The organism is Pannonibacter indicus, assembly GCF_001418225.1.
GTDB classification, from domain to species: domain Bacteria; phylum Pseudomonadota; class Alphaproteobacteria; order Rhizobiales; family Stappiaceae; genus Pannonibacter; species Pannonibacter indicus.
In genome coordinates this window covers 294,486-315,598 of sequence record NZ_LIPT01000002.1, presented here as the reverse complement: position 1 = coordinate 315,598, position 21,113 = coordinate 294,486, and the positions used below count along the sequence as shown (strand labels likewise).

General features: G+C 64.8%; 20 protein-coding genes, 1 tRNA gene, 1 pseudogene and 1 riboswitch. Of the genes and pseudogenes, 14 read left to right on the top strand and 8 right to left on the bottom strand.

Annotated features, from left to right (window positions below):
- The first annotated feature begins 18 nt into the window (after positions 1-18).
- From ASC48_RS04405 to ASC48_RS04395, 4 genes are all read left to right on the top strand, one after another.
- Positions 19-819: a response regulator gene (locus tag ASC48_RS04405; RefSeq protein WP_050473526.1), complete on the top strand. Its 801-nt coding sequence runs from the start codon at positions 19-21 to the stop codon at positions 817-819.
- A gap of 250 nt (positions 820-1,069) precedes the next feature.
- Positions 1,070-1,234, top strand: coding sequence for a DUF1328 domain-containing protein (locus ASC48_RS19255; protein ID WP_072242536.1), 165 nt, complete (start codon positions 1,070-1,072; stop codon positions 1,232-1,234).
- 88 nt (positions 1,235-1,322) lie between these two features.
- The gene (locus tag ASC48_RS04400) at positions 1,323-2,342 is read left to right on the top strand and encodes a sensor histidine kinase (RefSeq protein ID WP_055454837.1); all 1,020 of its coding nucleotides are present in this window, start codon (positions 1,323-1,325) and stop codon (positions 2,340-2,342) included.
- Positions 2,343-2,487: 145 nt separating this feature from the next.
- Positions 2,488-4,116, top strand: coding sequence for a CHASE domain-containing protein (locus ASC48_RS04395; RefSeq protein WP_072242520.1), 1,629 nt, complete (start codon positions 2,488-2,490; stop codon positions 4,114-4,116).
- A gap of 21 nt (positions 4,117-4,137) precedes the next feature.
- Here the strand turns inward: ASC48_RS04395 and ASC48_RS04390 are convergent, their stop codons facing one another.
- The 6 genes from ASC48_RS04390 to ASC48_RS04365 form a co-directional block, all read right to left on the bottom strand.
- Complete coding sequence (locus ASC48_RS04390) at positions 4,138-4,743, bottom strand: thiamine phosphate synthase (protein ID WP_055454570.1); 606 nt, start codon at positions 4,741-4,743, stop codon at positions 4,138-4,140.
- A complete protein-coding gene (locus tag ASC48_RS04385; RefSeq protein ID WP_055454569.1) occupies positions 4,740-5,516 on the bottom strand; it encodes a thiazole synthase in 777 nt (258 codons plus the stop codon). The genes ASC48_RS04390 and ASC48_RS04385 overlap by 4 nt, the downstream gene beginning before the upstream one ends.
- 1 nt (position 5,517) lies before the next feature.
- Positions 5,518-5,715, bottom strand: coding sequence for a sulfur carrier protein ThiS (thiS, locus tag ASC48_RS04380; protein WP_055454568.1), 198 nt, complete (start codon positions 5,713-5,715; stop codon positions 5,518-5,520).
- The gene (locus tag ASC48_RS04375; protein ID WP_055454567.1) at positions 5,712-6,761 is read right to left on the bottom strand and encodes an FAD-dependent oxidoreductase; all 1,050 of its coding nucleotides are present in this window, start codon (positions 6,759-6,761) and stop codon (positions 5,712-5,714) included. Before ASC48_RS04375 ends, thiS begins: the two co-directional genes overlap by 4 nt.
- Before the next feature lie 76 nt (positions 6,762-6,837).
- A riboswitch (TPP riboswitch) is annotated at positions 6,838-6,953 on the bottom strand.
- A gap of 130 nt (positions 6,954-7,083) precedes the next feature.
- A complete protein-coding gene (locus ASC48_RS04370) occupies positions 7,084-7,539 on the bottom strand; it encodes a helix-turn-helix domain-containing protein (RefSeq protein ID WP_055454566.1) in 456 nt (151 codons plus the stop codon).
- A gap of 173 nt (positions 7,540-7,712) precedes the next feature.
- Positions 7,713-7,789: transfer RNA gene (locus ASC48_RS04365), tRNA-Arg, on the bottom strand.
- Positions 7,790-8,196: 407 nt separating this feature from the next.
- Between ASC48_RS04365 and ASC48_RS04360 the strand changes: the two genes are divergently transcribed.
- Positions 8,197-9,828 carry a cryptochrome/photolyase family protein gene (locus ASC48_RS04360; RefSeq protein WP_082439977.1) on the top strand — a complete coding sequence of 544 codons (1,632 nt, stop codon included), beginning with the start codon at positions 8,197-8,199 and terminating at the stop codon, positions 9,826-9,828.
- 313 nt (positions 9,829-10,141) lie between these two features.
- Here the strand turns inward: ASC48_RS04360 and ASC48_RS04355 are convergent, their stop codons facing one another.
- Positions 10,142-10,549 carry a septal ring lytic transglycosylase RlpA family protein gene (locus ASC48_RS04355; protein WP_050473496.1) on the bottom strand — a complete coding sequence of 136 codons (408 nt, stop codon included), beginning with the start codon at positions 10,547-10,549 and terminating at the stop codon, positions 10,142-10,144.
- Between the two features lie 410 nt (positions 10,550-10,959).
- Here ASC48_RS04355 and ASC48_RS04350 point away from each other — a divergent pair, with 410 nt between their 5' ends.
- From ASC48_RS04350 to ASC48_RS04315, 7 genes and pseudogenes are all read left to right on the top strand, one after another.
- Positions 10,960-13,164 (top strand): EAL domain-containing protein, encoded by a 2,205-nt coding sequence (locus ASC48_RS04350; protein WP_055454565.1) that lies wholly within the window; start codon positions 10,960-10,962, stop codon positions 13,162-13,164.
- A gap of 278 nt (positions 13,165-13,442) precedes the next feature.
- A pseudogene (locus ASC48_RS19250) lies at positions 13,443-13,712 on the top strand (aldehyde dehydrogenase family protein); the annotation flags it as partial.
- A 256-nt stretch (positions 13,713-13,968) separates the two neighbouring features.
- Positions 13,969-14,781, top strand: a complete 813-nt coding sequence (cobF, locus tag ASC48_RS04335; protein ID WP_055454835.1) for a precorrin-6A synthase (deacetylating) — start codon at positions 13,969-13,971, stop codon at positions 14,779-14,781.
- On the top strand, positions 14,778-16,151 hold the full coding sequence (gene cobG / locus ASC48_RS04330) for a precorrin-3B synthase (RefSeq protein ID WP_055454562.1): 1,374 nt from the start codon (positions 14,778-14,780) through the stop codon (positions 16,149-16,151). The genes cobF and cobG overlap by 4 nt, the downstream gene beginning before the upstream one ends.
- Positions 16,148-16,780 (top strand): precorrin-8X methylmutase, encoded by a 633-nt coding sequence (locus ASC48_RS04325; protein WP_055454561.1) that lies wholly within the window; start codon positions 16,148-16,150, stop codon positions 16,778-16,780. The genes cobG and ASC48_RS04325 overlap by 4 nt, the downstream gene beginning before the upstream one ends.
- Positions 16,777-17,520: a precorrin-2 C(20)-methyltransferase gene (locus ASC48_RS04320; protein ID WP_055454560.1), complete on the top strand. Its 744-nt coding sequence runs from the start codon at positions 16,777-16,779 to the stop codon at positions 17,518-17,520. The genes ASC48_RS04325 and ASC48_RS04320 overlap by 4 nt, the downstream gene beginning before the upstream one ends.
- Positions 17,517-18,281, top strand: a complete 765-nt coding sequence (locus ASC48_RS04315) for a precorrin-3B C(17)-methyltransferase (RefSeq protein WP_055454559.1) — start codon at positions 17,517-17,519, stop codon at positions 18,279-18,281. The genes ASC48_RS04320 and ASC48_RS04315 overlap by 4 nt, the downstream gene beginning before the upstream one ends.
- Here ASC48_RS04315 and ASC48_RS04310 read toward each other — a convergent pair.
- Positions 18,245-19,057, bottom strand: a complete 813-nt coding sequence (locus ASC48_RS04310; protein ID WP_055454834.1) for a cobalt-precorrin-6A reductase — start codon at positions 19,055-19,057, stop codon at positions 18,245-18,247. The genes ASC48_RS04315 and ASC48_RS04310 overlap by 37 nt on opposite strands.
- Between ASC48_RS04310 and ASC48_RS04305 the strand changes: the two genes are divergently transcribed.
- Together ASC48_RS04305 and cobM are read left to right on the top strand one after the other, a co-directional pair.
- The gene (locus ASC48_RS04305) at positions 19,008-20,279 is read left to right on the top strand and encodes a bifunctional cobalt-precorrin-7 (C(5))-methyltransferase/cobalt-precorrin-6B (C(15))-methyltransferase (RefSeq protein WP_055454558.1); all 1,272 of its coding nucleotides are present in this window, start codon (positions 19,008-19,010) and stop codon (positions 20,277-20,279) included. The two genes, ASC48_RS04310 and ASC48_RS04305, sit on opposite strands and share 50 nt — an antisense overlap.
- A complete protein-coding gene (cobM, locus tag ASC48_RS04300; protein ID WP_055454557.1) occupies positions 20,279-21,043 on the top strand; it encodes a precorrin-4 C(11)-methyltransferase in 765 nt (254 codons plus the stop codon). The genes ASC48_RS04305 and cobM overlap by 1 nt, the downstream gene beginning before the upstream one ends.
- The last annotated feature ends 70 nt before the right edge of the window (positions 21,044-21,113 follow it).

The window sequence follows — 21,113 nt, the reverse complement described above, 5'->3', positions numbered from 1 at the left end:
CCTAAGGAGCGTTTTTTAATGTCGCTTTCGACCCGTATTGCACCTCACCTGAGCTATCTGCGCCGCTACGCCAGAGCCGTGACCGGCTCGCAGGCATCAGGCGATGCCTATGTCGCGGCGACCCTCGAGGCCTTGATTGCCGATGTGTCGCTTCTGCCAGAGGCGCAGGACGACCGGGTTGCGCTTTACAAACTCTTTGCCACGCTTTTTGGTTCCACGCTGATCAAGATCGAGACGTCGGAATCGCCGTTCCTGTGGGAGCGCCGGGCCTCCAGTTACCTTGCGTCGCTGCCGCCGCGCAGCCGTCTCGCTTTCCTGCTGGTGTCGGTCGAGGAGTTCACCGCGGCCCAGGCAGCGGATATCCTGTCCGTGACGGAAGCCGAGTTTGGCGCCCTGCTGCGCGAGGCGGCGGAGGACATTTCCCGTCAGGTGGCCACCGATATCATGATCATCGAGGATGAGCCGCTGATCGCCATGGACATCGAGCAGATGGTGGAAGGGCTGGGCCACCGGGTTACCGGCATTGCCCGCACCCATGCGGAGGCAGTGGAATTGTTCCGCGAGACCCGGCCGCGGATGATCCTTGCCGATATCCAGCTTGCCGATGGCAGTTCCGGCCTTGATGCGGTGAACGAGATTCTCGCGGACGTGACGGTGCCGGTCATCTTCATCACCGCCTTTCCGGAGCGCCTGCTGACGGGCGAGCGGCCGGAACCGGCGTTCCTTGTGACCAAGCCTTTCAATCCGGACATGGTGAAGGCCCTGATCAGCCAGGCCCTGTTCTTCGACGAAAGCGCCAGGGCTGCGGCGGCGGAGTAATGCCGTGCCACATGGCGCTTCCGCCTTCCAGGCTTGATGCGTCAGCGCCGCAGGGTCTTGCTATAACAGGTTTGACCCCGCGAGAGCCGGATGCGATGGAACCACACGGGAGTTCAGCCGTTACATGATCAGCACCTTGCCTCTGCACTGCATACTATCGTTGCAAAGCAGAGGTGGTGAAAATCTCGAAGCTGGAGAGCGGAAAGTCCTGTGGCAATGCAGGAACTGTGTCTTTCAGAAGGAGTTGATCATGCTGTATTATGCGGCTGTATTTCTTGTGATTGCGATCATCGCAGGTGTGTTGGGGTTTGGCGGCATTGCCGGTGCTTCTGCCGGTATTGCACAGATTCTATTCTTCGTGTTTCTGGTCTTCCTCGTCCTGTCCCTGATCGCTGGTGTGCTGCGCCGGGGCTAGAGCAGAGGTGATGTTCCGGAGCGAACAGCAGGAGGGGCTGGCTGCAAGAGCAGCGGAGCCCCTTTCTGCGGGAGTTGGAGTGGCGCCGGTGGTTCATCGGTTGATCTGGAAGGATCCGGGGCAGCCGGAGGCCCATCTGCGTGAATATCTGCTGCTGGCGCTGGAGCGGTCGGGCATCTGCCTGACTCTTCAGGACAGCCAGCTGAACTATGTCTATGCCGCCAATCTCCCCGCGCCCTGGAGGCTGGATCCGGAAGCAGGCCATCCGACCGATGCCGCCATTTTTGGTGACGAGTTGGCTGGAATGCTGGCGGCCAGCAAGGCTCAGGTCATGGCCTCGGGCGGGCCGGCTTTTTTTGAGGCCGATCTCGGTGAGGCCGGGGTTTTTTCCTTCAATGTGGAACAGGTGACGTCCTTCGGCGCGCGGCCCTATCTGCTGACGACGATCGCTGACCTCACCGAAAAGACCCGCCGCGAGAAGGTGCTCCGGGCGCTTCTGCGCGAGGTCAGCCACCGGTCCAAGAACCTTCTTGCCATCATCCAGAGCATTGCCTCGCAGACGGCGCGGCATTCCACCCGGATGGACCAGTTTCTGGCCAAGTTCCGTGGGCGGCTGCATTCGCTGGCGCAGTCGCAGGATCTGGTGACGGACTCCAATTGGCATGGCGCCTATTTCGAGGATCTGGTGCGCCAGCAGGTCAGCCGCTATGTGCCGCAGAATCCGCATCTGGTCGAGGTGCTGGGCGACAACGCCCTGCTGGACCCGAATGCGGCCTTGCATGTGGGCCTGGCCCTGCACGAACTGATGGTCAATGCGGTCAGCTACGGAACGGCGCTGACCGTTGGCCCGCCGGTCACGGTGCGCTGCCGGCTGAGCAAGCAGGACGGAGTACGGATGGTGGAAATCGTCTGGATCGAAACCGTGACGCCGCAGGCCGGCGAACCGGGCGCCGGCCAGACATCCCGCACGGCCTATGACCGCCATTTTGGCAGCACCGTGCTGGAGCGGGTTGTACCGCTGGCTGTCAACGGCAAGGCCAGCTACAGCCTTACGCCGCGCCTGGTGACATACAGCATCGAGTTTCCCGTGGAGCCCCATACGGCCTGATTTCTCCGGCCAGATGGGGTTAACCCCGAAAATTCAGCACATTGTCCTAACGTAACCTATTGAAAACTGGCAAGGCACACCGTTTACTCCTGACTCGGCAGAGTGTGTGCATATCACCTGTCCCCTGAGCACGGTTGCAGATGTCATGAGGAAGTATCTCCCCCCGGCCGTGTTCCTTGCCGTGGCCTGTGTTGGGCTTTGGCTGACCTGGGCCGTTTTTCAGGCTGAAACAACGTCGGAACGGCAGCGGTTTGAGGCCGTTGGCCGGGAAGCCATTGACCGGGTCAGCAGCCGGATCGACCAGCAGCTCAATGTGCTGGCGGCTACCCAGGCCTTTTTCGAGGCTGCAGGGGGCGTTGCCGGACATAACGAGTTTCGCACCTTCGTTCTAGGCCTTGAACTGACGGGCCAGCTCCGCGGACTTCAAGGTGTCGGCTTTGCACAACTGATCCGAACCGGGGCAGAGGCCCCTGTGAATGAGGCGCTGTCCGTCCATTTCGGGCGTGAAGCTGCCGTCTGGCCCAAGACCACCGCAGAAGACTGGCGCACGCCCATTGTGATGCTGGAGCCGCAGGATCCGCGCAACGCCCGGGCCATCGGATATGACATGTTCAGCGAGCCCCTGCGCCGGGCCGCCATGTCGCGCGCCATGGAAACCGGCAAGCCCCATGCCTCGGCACCGGTCGAACTGGTGCAGGAGACGGGAACGGAAAAACAGGCAGGCTTTCTGGTCTACAGTCCCTTTCGCGGAAGCCAGCCGCGTGTGCTGGACGATGAGCCCGGCGGGCAGCCGGACGGTTTCATCTATGCTCCGGTGCGCGCAGGAGATCTGATCCTTGCGTCTTTGACGCATCCGCAGGAACTGCCGGTCGAGGTAGAGGTGACGGACACCGGTGCCGACAGTTCCGCGCAGCCTGTGCTGTTCCGGTCTGACGGCTTTGTGAAGCTGTCGGAAAAGGATTTCCAGTCCATGACGGGAGAAATCACCGTTGCCGGCCGCGACTGGCTCGTGCGGGTGCGGCAGCCTGATGCGAAGAACGGCATCGCGGCGCATTGGCGCTCCCTGCTGATCTGCACGTTTTCGCTGCTGTTCGCGGCGGCGCTGGCGGTCTCCATCCGCAATCAGAACCGGGCCGTCGAAGCCCGGCGTGAGCTGGAAACCATGTCGCAGCAGGTCATCGCCGAGAAGGATCTGATGCTTCAGGAAATGAAGCACCGGATCAAGAATTCCATTGCCCGGATTCTCGCCATTGCCCGCCAGACGGCCAGCAGTTCTCTCTCATTGGAGAGCTTTTCTTCGTCCTTTGCCTCCAGACTGCAGGCCATGGCCAATGCGCAGGACCTCCTGACCCGGTCCCGCTGGCAGCGGGCGGGGCTCAACGAGCTTCTGGAGCAGGAACTGGAGCAGGTGTTCGGCGAAGCGCTCCAGCGTGAAAAGCTGTGCGGCCCCCCCGTGGTTCTCAACGAAAAGGCTGCGCACGCGCTGAGCCTCGTCTTCCACGAGCTGGCAACCAACGCACTCAAATATGCCCGTGTCGGCGATGACGGGGCTTCCCTGACCGTGGACTGGACGCTGGAAGCCGCTCCCGAGGGCAAGCTTCTGCAACTGGTGTGGACGGAGAAATCCGCGCAACCCGTGGAACCGGGGACAGCCAAGGGCTTCGGCACACGGCTGATTGACGCCAGCATCCGCGGCGAACTGGGCGGCAAGATCGAGCGCAAATTTACCGGCCATGGCCTTGTCGTGCGCATGACCGTACCGCTGCAGGCCTGAGGCTCGATCCCCCGTTGATGCTCAGCGCCAGCGGGCCGTGGCGGCGAGCCATTCCCGCACGCGCGCTTCCGGATCTGTGTTGCGGGTGATGTCGGTGGCAACCGCTGCACTGTCAGCCCCTGCGGCAAGCGCCGCTTCCGCCCGCTCCGGTGTCAGCCCGCCAATGCCGATCAGCGGCAATGCACCAATGCGCTGCTTCCAGATGCCGAGCCTTTTCAGCCCCTGCGGCGCCCACTTCATCTCCTTCAGGATGGTGGGATAGACCGGACCCAGCGCCACATAATCGGGCTTGGCGGCAAGCGCCGTCTCAAGTTCGGCCTCGTCATGGGTGGAGAGCCCCAGTTTCAGCCCGGCGCGGCGGATGGCGGCAAGATCGGCCTCTGCCAGATCCTCCTGCCCCAGATGCAGCCATCTGCAGCCTTCGTCGATGGCCATCTGCCAGTAGTCATTCAGCACCAGCGTGGCGCCATGGGCCTCGCACACGGCCTTTGCTTCGCGGATCTGGCGTCGCAGCGCTTCAGGTTCGCAGTCTTTGACGCGAAGCTGCACCAGCTTCACGCCCTGCGGCACAAGGCGGGCGATCCAGTCCGAGCTGTCGACGATAAGATAGAACGGATCAAGCGTCATCCGAAGGCCCCCTTGCCAATGATGGGGGTTGATGGCACGGCCATGTCCCTTGGTTCAAGCAATCCGGCAAGATAGCCTTGGCGCCCGGCCTCCACCGCCCCGGCAAAGGCTTCGGCCATCAGCTCCGGATCCGAGGCTCCCGCCACGGCCGTGTTGAGCAGCACCGCATCAAAACCCAGCTCCATCACCGTGGTGGCATGGGAGGGGCGTCCAAGCCCTGCGTCGACGATCAGCGGCACATCCGGGAAGGCGGCACGCATGGACCTGAGGGCGGCAAGGTTCTGCGGGCCCGCAGCCGTGCCGATGGGCGCGCACCAGGGCATCAGCACCTGGCATCCGGCTGCCAGCAGCTTCTCCCCCACGATCAGGTCATCGGTGGTGTAGGGAAACACCTCGAAGCCTTCGGCGCTGAGAATGCGCGCGGCCTCCACCAGTTCGAACACATCGGGCTGCAGCGTGTCGTGGTGGCCGATCACCTCCAGCTTGATCCAGTTGGTGGCGAAGACCTCGCGCGCCATTTTCGCCGTCAGCACCGCCTCGGACGCGCTGTGGCATCCGGCCGTGTTGGGCAGAACCTTGACGCCCAGATCCCGGATCATCTGGAAAAAGGCGCCGCCATTGCGCCCGCCCGCCGTCTCCCGGCGCAGCGACACGGTGACGATCTCAACCTTCGAGCGGCGCACCGCCCCGGCCAGCACGGCAGGGGATGGATAACGCGCCGTGCCCAGCAGCATGCGGGATGAAACGCCGCTGCCATAAAGCGTCAGGCTCATCTCAACCTCCCTGCATCGGCGACAGGATCTCGATCCGGTCGCCCTCCTTCAGCCGGCAGGCCTCGCGCGCTTCGCGCGGCACCAGTTCGCCGTTGACGGCGGTGGCCAGCCAGTCGCCTTCATAATCGAGTTCCCGCAGCAGGGCGGGCAGGGTTTCCGCCGCGCAGGCCACGGCCTCGCCATTCACCAGCACATTCATGTGTTTGCATCTCCCGTGTTTTCCATCAGCCGCCGTGCGGCCATATCCGCTGCCTGCCGGGCGAGGGCCGGGGCGAGCAGGAAACCATGCCGGTACATGCCGGCCACTGCGAGATCCGTGCCGGGGGGCAGATGTTCCCGCTCTGCCACCACGCGCGGCATGTTGTCGTCAAAGGCCGGACGCACACCGGCGCCCAGTTCCACGATGCGCGCTTCGCCAAAGGCCGGATGCAGCGCATAGGCGGTGTTGGTCAGTTCCATGACCGAGCGTGCCGTCACCGGGCCGCCGTCGTCGCTTTCGATCATGGTCGCCCCTACCATGAAGCGCCCGCCGCCGCGCGGCACCACATAAAGCGGATGGCGCGGATGCAGCAGCCTAACGGGCCGCGACAGGGAAATCTCGCTGGTCTCCAGATACAGCATCTCGCCACGAACACCGCGCAGGCCCTGTACCCGGTCTATGGCGCCGGGCCCCGTGCAGTCGATGACGAGAGATGCCTCGCTCTCAGCCCGTTGCGCCGCATCGCCCAAGCGGAAGGTGACGCCTTGCGCTTCCAGCTGCTTCCACAGCGCCGCCATGGCAAGGCGCGGGTCGAGATGCGCTTCGCTCTCGAAGAACAGCCCGGTCAGGAACCGCCCGGCCAGCGCAGGTTCCAGCTCTGCAATCTCCGCCGCATCCACCATGCGGTGGCCTGCGGACCGGCTGGCAAAGCGGCGCAGTTCCGCCTGATCGCGCGGCGGGCACAGAACCAGCGTACCCTTGCGGGACACGAGCCCCGGTACCGCCGCGTCCCACCAGTCTGCAGCTTCAAGTCCAAGTTTCAGCACTTCAGGTCCGGCGGTCTCCGCCTCGCACCAGGGCGCCAGCATGCCGCCGGCATAGAAGGAAGCCCCGTGTCCCGGCGCCGGGCCGGTGTCCGCTACGGTGACGGCAAGCCCAAGGCGGGACAGTTCGAGCGCCGCCGCAAGCCCGGCAACCCCGGCCCCGCGCACGAGCACCGTGGAAGAGCCTGACAGTCTGGAAAGGCGAGAGTGTGTCTGGCGCATCCGCTTCCGGCTTCCGTGGCATTTGTCTTACGGGCGGAAGGGCTTTGTGAGGCGCCCGCCAGCAAATGCCGGACTTGCGCGCATCACACACCATCCCTCCGCCAGTGTGAACTGGATCAGGTTCAACGGGTCACTGCGCTGCATCGCCAGCAGTATCTCAGCCCCTTGCACGGGACTCCCCAAGGTAGAGCCCAACCTTTGCGCCGGACGGCCGGGATTGTCAATTGCATGACAGGAGCTGCATGAAGGCGGCTGCGTTGACAGGGATTGCCGCGCGTCTAGGACAGGTTCAGTCAGCCAGGGAGATTTATGCGCAGAAGCTTCAATCCAGTTTGACCCTATTGGGTGAGCGGCCATCCGGCCGGATGATACTCCCTTTGGCGGACACATCTGACCGCCTTCCGGGACAGTCTTGTCCTCCTTTGGCAGGACGAAGGGGGACAACCTTGTCCGTCTTTTCGCGGGCTGCCGATGCCCTTATGATTGAAGCTCTGGAAGGACAATATTCCGTATTGTGCCCAACGCCGTTCCCGCGCCGGACTTCGAGCCATGCCCGGCTCTCCAGTTCCTTGATGGCGCGCTGGATCGTCTTGACGCTCTTGCCCAGAGCGGTTGCCAAGGTCTGATCGGACGGCCATGCCTTGCCGGTGTGGCCGTTCATGTATGTGGTGGCAAGATGCAGCGCCACGCACTTGGCGCAGTCGCTCGGCTCAGCATCACAGCTCAATTGCTGAAGCCATTGCAGCTTTATATCCTGGAAGGTCCACTCGCCGCTCATCCGCGCCCCCTGGGCGCAAAGCCGCTTGTCTGGAGTGCGATCAGCTGGGTGGACTGTACGGGATTTGTACGGGCTGAGCCGGAAAACAGGCAGATTCGGCCTGCAAAAAGATGCAGAACTGGGGCTGGCAAAAATTCACCAGTGTCGCAAGCGCTTGATTTTATTTGATAAAATGGCGCACCCGAAGGGATTCGAACCCCTGGCCTCTGCCTTCGGAGGGCAGCGCTCTATCCAGCTGAGCTACGGGTGCTGACCGGGCGCCGGTTTGGACCGGCCGGTTCGGTTCTGATACAGGAATGAAACCGTCTCGGCAACGGCTTTCTGTTCTCCCGCGCGGATAGCGGGAAGGCGCAGAGTTGCGAGGTTCCGGCAGGAGCTTGCAGCCTCATGCATTTGCCGGGTTCTGGCCGTCCCTGTTCTTCGGCACGCGGCCCTGCTGGCGGCGGGGGCAGGCGGCGCCCGTCAGCAAGCCGGAAGGAAAGGCTTGCATCCATCTTCCGGCTGTCGGCGATGTTCCTTCAGCCGTACCAGTGATACAGCGCGGCGCCGGTTGCGTAGAGGCAGCTGAGAGCGGCTGCCGTGCCTGTTCTCTTCGTTGTGTCCTCTCCGGCATCCTGCTGACGGCAGGGCCTGCCGGACAAAAGAGCTGCCCTTGCCATGTCCCATCTGCCGGAAGCTGACGCCGCGATTGCCCGTAACTCTGCCTTTGCGGATGCTCCGGCCTTTGCCGCTGCCCTCGCTGCTGAACCGCATGTCCAGGCAGGTCCGGTGGAGACGCTTGTGCCCGTGCTGGGTGACCAGTTGTCGCTGAAGCTGCCCTCGCTTGCTGCCGCAGACAGGGAGCGGTCTGTGGTGCTGATGGCAGAGGTGATGCGCGAGGCGAGCTATGTTGGTCATCACAAGCAGAAGATCGCCTTCATCTTCTCGGCCATGCGCCACTTTGCCATTGCTCTGCGCAAGGCCGGCTGGCGGGTGGACTACATCACGCTGGAGGACCCGGACAATACGGGCAGCCTTGCCGGAGAGGTGCAGCGGGCAGCCGCGCGCCATGGCTGCGGCAGGATCCTCGCCACAAAGCCCGGGGAATGGCGGGTGCTGGAGGACATGAGCGGCTGGGGCGCATTGACCGGATGCGAAACCGTGCTGCTGGAGGACACCCGCTTCCTTTGCCCGCTTGATGAGTTTGCTGCCTGGGCGGAAGGGCGCAAGCAGCTGCGCATGGAATATTTCTACCGAGAGATGCGGCGCAAGACCGGTCTACTGATGGAGGGAGACGAACCGGCAGGGGGGCGCTGGAATTTTGATGCGGAGAACCGCAAGCCGGCGGAAGGCAGCCTGTTCCTGCCGCGGCCCTTCCGCGCCCTACCCGATGCGGTGACGAAGGAGGTGCTGGCGCTGGTGGGTGACCGTTTTGCACAGAATTTCGGGAGGCTGGAGGGCTTTGCCTATGGCGTGACGGCGCAAGACGCGCAAGCAGCGCTGGACTGGTTCCTGCGCGCGGCGCTGCCTTGCTTCGGCGACTATCAGGACGCGATGCTCAAGGGCGAGACCTGGCTCTATCATTCGGTGCTCTCGCCCTATCTCAACACCGGGCTTCTCGATCCACTGGAGGTCTGCCGCCGGGTGGAGGCCGAATGGCGCGCCGGGCGGGTGCCGCTCAATTCGGCGGAAGGTTATATCCGCCAGATCATCGGCTGGCGCGAATATGTGCGGGGGCTCTACTGGCTGAAGATGCCAGGCTATACGGACAAAAACGCGCTGGCGGCGCAACGGCCCCTGCCGGCTTTCTACTGGACGGGCGAAACGGACATGCGCTGTCTGCGCGAGGCGATCACGCAGACGCACGACACGGCCTATGCCCATCACATCCAGCGGCTGATGGTGACCGGCAATTTCGCCATGCTGGCGGGGGTCAACCCGCGCGAGGTGCATGAATGGTATCTTGCGGTCTACATCGACGCTTTTGAATGGGTGGAGGCGCCCAACACCATTGGCATGAGCCAGTTTGCCGATGGCGGACTGCTCGGCTCCAAGCCCTATGCGGCGGGCGGCAATTACATCAACCGCATGTCGGATTATTGCGGCAGCTGCCGCTATGATGTGAAGCAGCGGACGGGGCGTGATGCCTGCCCGCTCAATGCGCTCTATTGGGACTTTCTGGTGCGCAATGGCGAAAAGCTGCGCGGCAATCCGCGTCTGGCACAGGTCTTCCGCACGTATGACAGGATGGCGGAAGAGGCCAAACGCGATCTGCACCGGCAGGCTTCCGCTTTCCTCAAGGCGCTTTAACACCGGGGCATGCGGGAGGCCGGCGCTTCATGCCTAGAAATTGCCCGGACGCCGCAGGGGCTTGAGCAGACCCTCTTGAGCCAGGCGCATTGAAGCTTTTGCATAATTTCTGGGCAGTCTGAAGCAGATGAAAAAAGCCGCGCCCTTCGGACGAAGGTGCGCGGCTCAAGTTTTGTGCACATGGCCCCATCGACCACGACGGCGCAATGTAACGTTCGCCTCTGATGCTGTCATTACTTAATGTCAGAGATCATCATAAATAATGCTTCGCTCTTGCGGCGGAGGATAAAATGGCGCCTGTGCATCCGCATTATTAACAGTGCTTGCCGGCCTTAAGCTCACCATGCGGGCCAACGACCTTGACCCGGGCGGTCCCCTTGCCGGTGAAGCCCAGCTCGTTCGCAGCCTGCCGGGTCACGTCAATGACGCGGGACCGGATGAAGGGGCCACGATCGTTGATGCGGACCTTCACCTGCCTGCCGTTGTCCAGGTTGATGACCGTGACCACGGTGCCGAAGGGCAGGGACCGGTGGGCGGCTGTCAGCATGTTGGGATTGGCGCGCTCGCCGCTGGCGGTCTTGCTGGTCATTGCATACCAGGATGCCATGCCGCACTGGCCGGATGTGGCGGCAGAAGCTGTCGCAGAGGCGGCCGCTGCCATGGAAAAAGCCAATGCTGCCAAAGACCTGGCGTATACCGCGCGCGAGGCGCTGGTCTTCATTTCATATTCGGACTCTATTGTCTCATCCCCCGGTGATCTTCCTGCAGCGGTGTTCAGCACAGGGCTGAAACGGAATGGTAAATCCGCCAGGAGGGGCACGCGGCTACAGCCAGCCCTCGCAGGATAGTCAGCAGTTCATCTGGAGCCAAACCTTCGATGACTCCGGAAGTCGATGGCGGCCTGATGCCTATACAATCGGGCCATATTGTGACGCTGCGTCTGATCGTATCGTGTCCGGGTGCGGCGGAAACCCTCGCCAGCGCGTTAGCAATTTGTTAAGGTCACGGGGAACGCCATTGGGAAAACTGTCCGCGTCCCGGTTGCCCGCAGCGCGGTGGTGGTCCACTTCTGGAGATCGATTTGGGGGAGAGAGGATCAGGAATCCTGGTCCTTTTGCTGAGGGATACGGTTTGACTGAAGAGACCTCGATTTCTCCGCAGACCCATGCAGATGTCAGGCCGCTGACGGAACTTGATCTCGCCTGCGCGGCGGGAACGTTGCTGCACAGCGTGCGCCATCCGGCTGCCCTGCTCACGGCGCGGGGAAGGTTTCTGCTGGCCAATCAGGCCTTGCTGGAAGAGCTGGCCTGCAGCAGCGCGCTTCTGACCGGGCGTCCCCTTGAAGCTGTGATCAATGAACCGGCCCTGCGCCGGCTGAAACCGCTGATCGAGATGGCCGCTCGCGGCAAGCCCGCCATGGCCGAAGGCATGTTTGCCTTTGACGAGGGGCGCGGGGCGCCGATGCGGCTGACCTGCACTCCCTTGCGCACCGCCGCTGCGCCGCGCCAGACGCAGCTGCTGTTTCTGGAGTTCCGCGAGCTTGCATTTGCCGGTCCGGCTGAGCGGCGCATGCGCATTGCCCAGCAGGCGGCGCATCTGCTGGCCGGGCGGGTGCTGATGCTCGGGCGCAATGGCCGGGTGGCCGATGTGCTCCCTGTCGACGACCATGACCCGCAGCTGGCCACGCTTCAGGATATGGATGAGGGCGCCCTCACCGGCATGCATCTGGCAGAGCTTGCCGGGCATGAGCTTTTCCGCCGGACGCTGGAGCCGGCCTTTGCCGCGGCGCTGGAGGGCGAGTGCACCCATGTCACCCTGCCGTCCGGTCAGGTGACCGGTGCGCTGGCGCAGCTGTGCCAGCGCAAGGCCGGCATGTCAGGCGGGGCAGAAATGCTCAAGGATCTGGTGCTGACATTTGCGCCCAGCCGTGACTGGGTTGGCCGCGCCGACGGGGTGATGGTGCTTTTGGGCACCGCCGCCGGAGCCGGGGCAGGCCGCGAGCCGGAAGCGCGCACACGGGAACTGGAGCGCCTCGCCATGGAGGACCCGCTGACGGGCCTGGCCAACCGGCGTGCCTTCCAGCAGGCGCTTGAGGATGAGTTGACCCGGGTGCGGGCGGGCGCCTCTGCCGGCATTACGGTGCTGGTGGTGGATCTTGACCAGTTCAAGATCATCAATGACCGGGCCGGGCATATGGCAGGCGATGCCATGCTGGAGCGTATCGCCGCCCAGCTCCGCCAGATCGCGGGGGAAACGGCGCTTGTGGCGCGTCTCGGTGGTGACGAGTTTGCCATCATCCGCTTCAGCGCCGACGAGGATGGCGCCCATGGCTTTGCCGGCACCATCGCAGCCTCTCTGGCCCAGCTCAACTTCCCGTGGGACGGTGCGGTTTACCGCACCGGCGGCAGCATCGGCTTTGCCGTTCTGGACCGGCAGTTTGCCCGCACGCTCAATGCTTCGGCAGCGGATGTGCTGCGCTGGGCCGATCAGGCCTGCATCTCCAGCAAGGCGCTGGGCGGGGGCAAGGTGCTGCAGTTCCGCTTTGATGAGCATCTTCTGGCCTCCTACAAGGCCTCGCGCTCCAATCTGGAGCGGATCGAGCAGGCGCTGGCCGCTGACCGCCTGCAGCTCTTTTCCCAGCCGGTGTGCTGCACGGCCACGGGCCGCACGGTGATGACCGAATTGCTGCTGCGGGTGGACGATGAGGAACTGGGCCTTCTGGAGCCGCAGGGCGTGCTGTCCGCTGCCGCACGGCATGGCCTGCTGCCGCAGGTCGACCGGCGGGTGGTTGAACTGGCGCTGGCGCGGCTGCGCCGGGGCGGCCGGGCGGCAGCCGGGCAATTCTCCATCAACCTGTCGGAGCAGTCGCTGGGCGACAGTGATTTTCTGAGCTTTCTGGATGGCGCTCTTGCTGCAAACCGGGGCATAGCCACACGGCTGGCCTTTGAGGTGTCCGAGCTGGCGGTCGCGCGCGAGACCGCAGGCATGATGCGGCTGGCCGGTATCCTCAAGGCCCATGGCGCGACGCTGATTCTGGATGATTTCGCCGGCAATTGGCCGAGAACCACGCATCTGAAGGGCCTCGGCCTCAAGTGGCTGAAGATCGACGGCAGCATGACGGCCAGCCTGCTGAGCGACCGGGTGCAGCGGGTCCAGGTCAAGGGCATCGTGCTTGTGGCCGCCTCGCTGGGGGCAAGGGTCATCGCCGAAGCGGTGGAGAATGACGACACCGCCGTTTGCCTGGCAGAGCTTGGCGTCTTCACCGCGCAGGGCTTTCATTTCGGCGCCCCGCAGCCCTGGACCAGCGCCGCTGACCTCCTGAAAAAAGCCGCGTGAGGCGCCCCCGGAGTGACGCGGCGCAGAGCCGGAAGGCTGGGTCCTGCGCAGGAGCGGCTTGACAGCACGGTTGCGCAAGGGCTCAACGAAGGCGGCTCAGGAATAATGCGTAGAGGCGGATAACCGCCCGCAAGCGCAAGGCACAGACCGGAATGACCGGAGCCGCCTTCACATGCAGATGGGGGCGGCACGCCATGCGGATGAACTCCCGCGACTCATCACCCGCGAGCCGGGCAAGCCGCTCAACGGGACCGGCTCCCGCTTCGAGGTGCAGGGCGCTGCCGGTCATCGGCTACAACGATCTGGAGGAGGCGATCCGTGCCGCCGATGACAGCCCATCCGGCCTTGACGGCTCTGTCTGGTCATCCGGTCCGGAGAAGGCGCGGGCTGTGGCCTCGCAGCTCGATTACTGCACCGTCTGGATCAACAAGCACGGCATGATCCAGCCCAACACCCCTTTCAACGGCACGAAGATGTCGGGCCTTGGCGTCGAACTTGGCCAGGAGGTACTGCTCGAATACACGGACATTCTGATGATGATTCTCTGAAGGTTGTAAGACAGTCCACGCCCCGGCAGCAGGAGACTGCGGCCGGGGTCGCTGTTTCAGCCCCCACGGTCTGGTGCAGAGCGTTCTTCCTGCCGGCCAAAAGGAGGAAACTGCCGCAGGTCTTGCGGCTGGCCTTCGCGGCGGGGGCAGGCTAATGTTGCAGCTCAGGGTGCAAGGCCAGTTCTTGCGCCGCTATGACTTCCCGCGGGACCCATGCAGGGACGCGGACCGGGAGCGCAGGGCGCACGGGGGAATGATGACGAGACGGGTTCGGGTCATCGGGATTGGCGCAGGCAATCCCGAGCATTTGACCATGGAAGCGGTCAAGGCGCTGAACAGCTGCGACGCGCTCTTTCTGCCGAGGAAAGGCGGGGAAAAGGACTTCCTTGTCCGGCTGCGCGAACAGATATGCGGCCGCTACATCACCCGCAAAGACCCGAAACTCGTGCATTTTGACATGCCCGTCCGCCGCAAGGACAGCAACTACCCGGCGGCCGTGGACGACTGGCATCTGGCGATTGCCGGGATCTACGAGCAGCTTTTAGCCGAAGAGATTGGCCCGGAAGGGACCGCAGGCGTGCTCGTCTGGGGTGATCCCATGCTCTATGACAGCACCATCCGCATCATGGAGCACCTGCGCGCCCGCGGGCGGATTGCCTTCGACTATGACGTCATTCCCGGCATCAGCAGCCTGCAGGTGCTGTGCGCAAGGCACAGGATCCCGCTCAACCGCATCGGCCAGCCGGTGGAGATCACCACCGGCCGCCGGCTGGCGCAGGGCTGGACCACAGGTTCTGCGGATGTGGCCGTGATGCTCGACGGGGTTCAGGCCTATGAGGGCGCCGGTGAGCCGGACGCGCAGATCTTCTGGGGCGCCTATCTGGGCACGGAGATGGAAATTCTCGTCTCGGGCCGGCTGGGAGACGTGGCGGCTGAAATTTCCCGTCTGCGGCAGGCCGCAAGGGCGAGGCATGGCTGGATCATGGACACCTATCTCATCCGCCGCCCGGCATCCGGTCTGACGGCGCAGGATGAAACCGTCCCCCTGAACCGGGAGGACGCCGCATGAGCGCGCTGAAGACACCGGCTCTGGCCGTTGGGGAGGCCCCGCGCGTTCCGGTCAGGCGGGGGGCGTGCCCGTCTCTGGCCGCGCCCATGGCCACGGGGGATGGCCTTCTCGTGCGGCTGCGCCCGCAGGCGCCTGGCCTCAGCCCGGCCGGATGGATGACGATGGCAGGGCTTGCCCGCCGCACCGGCAACGGTCTTCTGGAGGTGACCGCGCGCGGCAATCTGCAGATCCGCGGCCTGACGCCGGAGAGCGCCGCTCCGCTGGCCGAAGGGTTGCAGGCGGCCGGCATCGTGACGCGCACGGGCACGGCCATCGAGGTGCCGCCCCTGTCCGGGCTTGATCCGTCTGAAACGGCGGATGCCAGAGAGCTTGCCGAAGCGGTCCGGCAGGGCATTGCCAGCCATGTTCCGCCGCTCGCCCTTGCGCCGAAACTGGCAATCACGGTCAACGGCGGCGGCTGTTTCAACCTGTCTACGGCCAGCGCGGACATCCGGCTCGATGCGGTGAAGGCAGAGGGCGGGGTGCTCTGGCGCCTTGCGCTGGCGGGTGATGCCGGATCGGCAAAGCCCGTTGCCCTTCTGCCGGAGGAAGCTGCAGCGGCCCGGGTGATGGAGCTGCTGCGCGCCTTGTCGCGGCGCGGCGGCCACGCACGCGGGCGGGATATTGCCCCTGATGTTGAGGGGAGCGGGGACGGCGCAGGTCCTGAGGCAGGTTTCCCCGCGCCGGTCGGGCCAGCCGGTGTGATCCGCAGCGGCGCTCTCCTCGTTCTGGCACTCCGGCTCGCCTATGGCCGCATCCACGCGGATGAGCTGGAAGCACTGATGGCCGGGCTTCAACGCCTCGGCGCCACGGAAATCCGGCTTGCGCCGGATCACGCGCTGCTGGTGCTGGGGCTGAGGGAAGAGACCGTGGAAGCCGCCGCCGCCCTTGCCGCGGCGCAAGGGCTCATCACATCGCCGTCTGACCCGGCACATTTCATTTCCGCCTGCCCCGGCACCGGCTTCTGTGCGGCAGCAAGGATCAACACCCGCCAGCAGGCAGAACGTCTCATCAGTGCCGCTTCGGCCGCCGCGCCGGGTGTGCTCGATGGCTCCTGCCGCGTTCATGTTTCAGGCTGCTCCAAGGGATGCGCCCATCCGCAGGTGGCGGCATTGACGGTCACCGGCACGGAGCAGGGAGCGGCCATCGTGCTGGGCGGGCGGGCGGACAGCCGGCCGGACCTGCAGCTTTCTCCGCAGAGGCTGGAAACAGTTCTGCCCCGCCTGCAGCGCGGGATTGAACTGAACCGCCAACCGGGGCAAACAGCGCAGCACGTGCTCGGCGCAAGCGGAGCCGCCATCCTCGCCATGGCCGGGGCAGAAAGGGCATGATGCATTACGACTATATCAAGGACGGGACAGCCATCTACGAGCAATCCTTTGCCATCATCCGCGCGGAGGCGGACCTGTCGCGGTTCTCCGTGGCTGAAGCGGATGTTGCCGTCCGGATGATTCATGCCTGCGGTCTGGTCGAGGCCGCCGCGCATTTCAGCTTCTCGCCGGATTTCGTGTCTGCGGCACGCGAAGCCCTGCTGGCTGGTGCGCCGGTGTTCTGTGATGCGGAAATGGTCGCGCGCGGGGTCACCGCGGCCCGCCTGCCGGCCAACAATGAGGTCATCTGCACCTTGCGCGATCCGCGCACGCCGGAGATGGCGGCTGAGATCGGCAACACCCGCTCGGCGGCGGCCATGCGGCTCTGGCTGGACAGGCTCGCCGGATCGGTCGTTGCCATCGGCAATGCGCCAACCGCGTTGTTCTATCTGCTGGAGCTGCTGCGCGACGGCGCGCCGAAGCCCGCAGCCATCATCGGCATGCCGGTGGGATTTGTCGGCGCGGCGGAATCCAAGGAAGCGCTGGCGGATAACCCCTGGGGCGTGCCCTTTGCCACGGTGCACGGACGGCTGGGCGGCAGCGCAATGACGGCTGCCGCAGTCAATGCCCTGGCGAGGCCCGGTCTATGAGTGCGCAGAACGGTGCCCCTGGCCGCCTTTACGGCGTGGGAACGGGGCCGGGTGATCCGGAACTGATGACCGTCAAGGCCGTGCGCATATTGGGCGAGGCGGATGTGATCGCCTGGTTCGCCAAGGCCGGACGCACCGGCAATGGCCGCCGCATCGCGGACAGCATGATCCGGCCGGGCGTGGAAGAGCTGCCGCTGTACTATCCGGTCACCACTGAGATCGGCAAGCACGAGGCGGCCTACACCACATGCCTTGAAGCCTTCTACGAGGAGTCTGCCAAGGCGATTGCCGCGCATCTGAATGCCGGGCGCACGGTCGCGGTCCTGTCCGAAGGCGATCCGATGTTCTACGGCTCCTACATGCATATGCATGTGCGGCTGGCGGACCGGTTTGCCGTCGAAGTCATTCCAGGCATCACCGCGATGTCCGGCTGCTGGTCGCGCACCGGTGTGCCCATTGCGCAAGGGGATGACGTCCTGTCCGTGCTGCCGGGCACCATGGGCGAAGCCGAGCTGCAGCGGCGGCTTGCCGATACGGAGGCGGCGGTGATCATGAAGATCGGCCGCAACCTGCCGAAGGTCCGGCGGGCGCTGGCCGCCTGTGGCCGTTTGGAGGACGCGATCTACGTGGAACGTGGCACCATGGCGGCGGAAAAGGTGGTGCGTCTGGCTGCCAAGCCGGATGACGCGGCGCCCTATTTCTCGCTGGTGCTCGTGCCGGGCTGGAGCGGGCTGCGATGAGCGGGCGCCTCTATGTGATCGGCACCGGTCCGGGCAACCCCTTGCAGATGACACCGGAAGCCCAGGCTGCCATTGATGATTCAACCGCCTTCCTCGGCTATCTGCCCTATCTGGAACGGCTGAGCCTGCGGCCGGATCAGATGCGGATCGCCTCGGACAACCGGGAAGAGCTGGCCCGTGCCCGCGATGCGCTGGAGAGAGCCGCGAGGGGTGAGCGGGTCTGCATGGTCTCCGGCGGTGATCCGGGCGTCTTTGCCATGGCGGCAGCCGTGTGCGAGGCCATCGAGCATGGGCCGGACGGCTGGAAGCAGGTTGATCTCGTCATCGTGCCGGGCATCACCGCCATGCTGGCCGTCGCTGCCCGGATTGGCGCGCCGCTTGGTCATGATTTCTGTGCCATCTCCCTTTCCGACAACCTGAAACCATGGCCGCTGATCGAAAAGCGGCTGCGCCTTGCTGCCGAAGCCGGGTTCGTCATGGCCTTCTACAATCCGGTCAGCAAGGCCCGGCCCTGGCAGCTGGACCGGGCCTTCGAACTGCTGCGGGAAGTTCTGAAGCCGGAGACGCTGGTCATCTTTGGCCGGGCTGCGGGGCGTCCGGATGAACGGATCGCGGTGGTGCTCCTTTCTGAGGCCAAAGCAAGTATGGCGGATATGGCCACCTGCGTCATCATCGGCTCTGAGGAGACACGGCGCGTGCCGCGTGGGGGGCTGCCGGATCTCGTCTACACGCCGCGCTTTGCTGCATCTTCAAGCCAGTGACTGATCAGGGCCATGGCTTCATCGGCACTGCCGGCACTGAGGGGCGCCTCATGAGCACTGCGTTCGATCATCATCACCGGAAGGCCAAGGCGGCGGGCCGCCTCCAGCTTGGCATAGGTGGCCTCGCCGCCGCTGTTCTTGCAGATGATGACTTCGATGCCGTGGCCGGTCAGAAGATCCAGCTCCGCCTCCAAAGAGAAGGGACCGCGCGCCAGAATGTTCCGGGCAAAGGGCACTGCGGGCGGCGGATCGACGGGATCGACGCTGCGGATCAGGTAGTGATGCTGCGGCGCGGCCTCAATGGCCGAGGCCCCCTGGCGCCCCGTTGCGAGAAAGACGCGGCGTGGCACGGCGCCGAGGGCTTCCACTGCCTCCCGGATCGTACGGAACGGGCTCCAGTTGTCCCCCGGCTGCGCCGTCCAGGCGGGCCGCTCCAGCTTCAGCAGCGGTATTCCTGTCTGCCGGCTTGCTTCCACCGCATTGGCTGTCATGCGCCGGGCGAAAGGATGGGTGGCATCGATGAGCAGGCTGATATTCTCCTGCCGCAGATAGGCGGCAAGCCCCTCCGCGCCGCCAAACCCGCCGGAGCGCACCGGTGCGGGCAGGGCGGCAGGATCCAGCGTGCGGCCCGCAAGCGACAGGGTGACCGTCAGGCCGGGGTGCTGCACGAGCCGTGCCGCCAGTGCCCGTGCGTCTGCCGTGCCTGCCAGAATGAGGATATGACTCTTGTCCAAGCGTGATCTCCCGCCGTCTCCCCGGCATCCCTGGCTGACCATCATCGGCATCGGTGAGGATGGTTTAACGGGCATTGGCGAGGCTGCCAAGGCAGCGCTCGCAGCGGCAGAAGTGGTCTTCGGCGGTGTCCGGCATCTCGATCTGGCCAGGGCTGCGATCACCGGCGAGGCCCGCCCCTGGCTCAGCCCGTTCGAGCGCTCAGTGGAGGCGGTGGCTGCCGAACGTGGGCGGGATGTCGTTGTTCTGGCTTCCGGCGACCCGTTTCTTTATGGCGCAGGCGCGACACTGGCGCGGCGGATACCGGTGAGCGAGATGCGTGTCATTCCGCACCCGTCTTCCTTCAGCCTTGCCGCCTCGCGCCTTGGCTGGGCGCTGGCAGAGACGGTCTGTGTGTCCGTGCATGGCCGCCCCGTGGAGCTGATCCGCCCGCATCTCCATCCCGGCGCCCGAATAATTGCGCTGACCTCGGATGAGCACGGACCTGCCGCCATTGCACACCTGCTGACCGGGGATGGCTTCGGCGCCTCGCACATCCATGTGCTGGAGGCGCTGGGCGGGGACAGGGAGCGCATCAGCCGCCAGACGGCGGGGGCCTTTGCGCCTCGGAATTTCCATGCACTGAATGTCTGCGCCATCGAGGTGCTGGCAGGTTCTGGTGCGCGGGTGCTGCCCTATGCGCCGGGGCTGGATGATGCGCTGTTCGAGCATGATGGCCAGATCACCAAGCGGGAAATCAGGGCGCTCACCCTTTCTGCCCTTGCCCCCCGGCGCGGGGAACTGCTGTGGGATATTGGTGGCGGTTCCGGCTCGGTCAGCATCGAATGGATGCTGGCGGATGCTTCGCTCAGGGCAATTGCCATCGAATGCGATGGCGAACGTGCCTCCCGCATCCGCCGCAATGCCGCAAGCCTCGGCGTGCCCGGCCTGCAGGTCCTTGAGGGCGAAGCGCCAGCAGCGCTCGTGGATCTGCCTGTGCCCGATGCCGTGTTCGTTGGTGGCGGCGGCACGAACACCGGCGTCATGGAAACGGCCATCGCGCGGTTGAAGCCGGGCGGCCGTCTGGTGGCCAATGCAGTGACGACAGAGATGGAAGCGGTGCTTCTTGCCCTGCATGCCCGCAGCGGCGGCTCGCTGACGCGCATTGAAATCGCCCGCGCCTCACCCATCGGCTCGATGCACGGCTGGCGGCCGGCCATGCCCGTCACCCAATGGAGCTGGACGAAGCCAGGTGCGGCTGCAGACCCAAGCAAAGAGGAAGAATGATGAAGGTCCATTTTATCGGCGCAGGCCCGGGCGCGGCTGATCTGATCACCGTCCGGGGCCGCAGCCTGATCGAAAGCTGCCCGGTCTGCCTTTATGCCGGGTCTCTCGTGTCGGAAGAGCTGCTGGCCTTCTGTCCGGAAGGCGCGCGGATCATCGACACGGCGCCGCTGTCGCTGGACGAGATCGAGGCCGAGTTCCTGCGTGCTTGCGAAAACGGGCAGGATGTTGCCCGTCTGCATTCGGGCGATCTGTCGGTCTGGAGCGCGGTGGCCGAACAGATCCGGCGGCTGGACCGGCTTGGCATCGGCTATACGATGACACCGGGCGTGCCTGCCTTTGCGGCTGCCGCCTCGGCCCTCGGGCGCGAGCTGACGATCCCGGCGGAGGCCCAGAGTCTTGTGCTGACCCGCGTGTCGGGCCGGGCATCGCCCATGCCGGAGGGGGAAACGCTTGACCGGTTCGGTGCCACCGGCGCGACACTGGCGATCCACCTCGCCATCCATGCGCTTGACAGGGTGGTGGCGGAGCTGACCCCGCTCTATGGGGCGGATTGCCCGGTTGCCATTGTCGTCAAGGCGTCCTGGCCGGATGAACGGATCGTTTCCGGCACGCTGGCGGACATCTGTGCCAAGGTGGCGGAAAACCCGATCGAGCGCACGGCGCTGATCTTCGTGGGCCATGGGCTTGGCGCCAAGGAATTCCGCGAAAGCGCGCTTTATGACTCTGCCTATCAGCGCCGCTTCAGGGGCCGGGAGGGCCTGTGACGCAGCAGGCCGCAGCTTCAAAAAAGAACAGGGCCTCACGCGCAAGCGTAAGGCCCTGAAATCAGGCTGG

Bases quoted from the DNA above. Each gene is read 5' to 3' on its own strand.
- cobM (WP_055454557.1), top strand. From the start codon at position 20,279: ATGAAGGTCCATTTTATCGGCGCAGGCCCGGGCGCGGCTGATCTGATC.
- ASC48_RS04405 (WP_050473526.1), top strand. From the start codon at position 19: ATGTCGCTTTCGACCCGTATTGCACCTCACCTGAGCTATCTGCGCCGC.
- ASC48_RS04315 (WP_055454559.1), top strand. From the start codon at position 17,517: ATGAGCGGGCGCCTCTATGTGATCGGCACCGGTCCGGGCAACCCCTTG.
- ASC48_RS04325 (WP_055454561.1), top strand. From the start codon at position 16,148: ATGATGCATTACGACTATATCAAGGACGGGACAGCCATCTACGAGCAA.
- ASC48_RS04310 (WP_055454834.1), bottom strand. From the start codon at position 19,057: ATGGTCAGCCAGGGATGCCGGGGAGACGGCGGGAGATCACGCTTGGAC.
- ASC48_RS04355 (WP_050473496.1), bottom strand. From the start codon at position 10,549: ATGAAGACCAGCGCCTCGCGCGCGGTATACGCCAGGTCTTTGGCAGCA.
- ASC48_RS04385 (WP_055454569.1), bottom strand. From the start codon at position 5,516: ATGAGCCTGACGCTTTATGGCAGCGGCGTTTCATCCCGCATGCTGCTG.
- ASC48_RS04390 (WP_055454570.1), bottom strand. From the start codon at position 4,743: ATGACGCTTGATCCGTTCTATCTTATCGTCGACAGCTCGGACTGGATC.
- ASC48_RS04360 (WP_082439977.1), top strand. From the start codon at position 8,197: ATGTCCCATCTGCCGGAAGCTGACGCCGCGATTGCCCGTAACTCTGCC.
- ASC48_RS04320 (WP_055454560.1), top strand. From the start codon at position 16,777: ATGAGTGCGCAGAACGGTGCCCCTGGCCGCCTTTACGGCGTGGGAACG.
- ASC48_RS19255 (WP_072242536.1), top strand. From the start codon at position 1,070: ATGCTGTATTATGCGGCTGTATTTCTTGTGATTGCGATCATCGCAGGT.
- ASC48_RS04395 (WP_072242520.1), top strand. From the start codon at position 2,488: ATGAGGAAGTATCTCCCCCCGGCCGTGTTCCTTGCCGTGGCCTGTGTT.
- ASC48_RS04375 (WP_055454567.1), bottom strand. From the start codon at position 6,761: ATGCGCCAGACACACTCTCGCCTTTCCAGACTGTCAGGCTCTTCCACG.
- ASC48_RS04370 (WP_055454566.1), bottom strand. From the start codon at position 7,539: ATGAGCGGCGAGTGGACCTTCCAGGATATAAAGCTGCAATGGCTTCAG.
- cobG (WP_055454562.1), top strand. From the start codon at position 14,778: ATGAGCGCGCTGAAGACACCGGCTCTGGCCGTTGGGGAGGCCCCGCGC.
- thiS (WP_055454568.1), bottom strand. From the start codon at position 5,715: ATGAATGTGCTGGTGAATGGCGAGGCCGTGGCCTGCGCGGCGGAAACC.
- cobF (WP_055454835.1), top strand. From the start codon at position 13,969: ATGACGAGACGGGTTCGGGTCATCGGGATTGGCGCAGGCAATCCCGAG.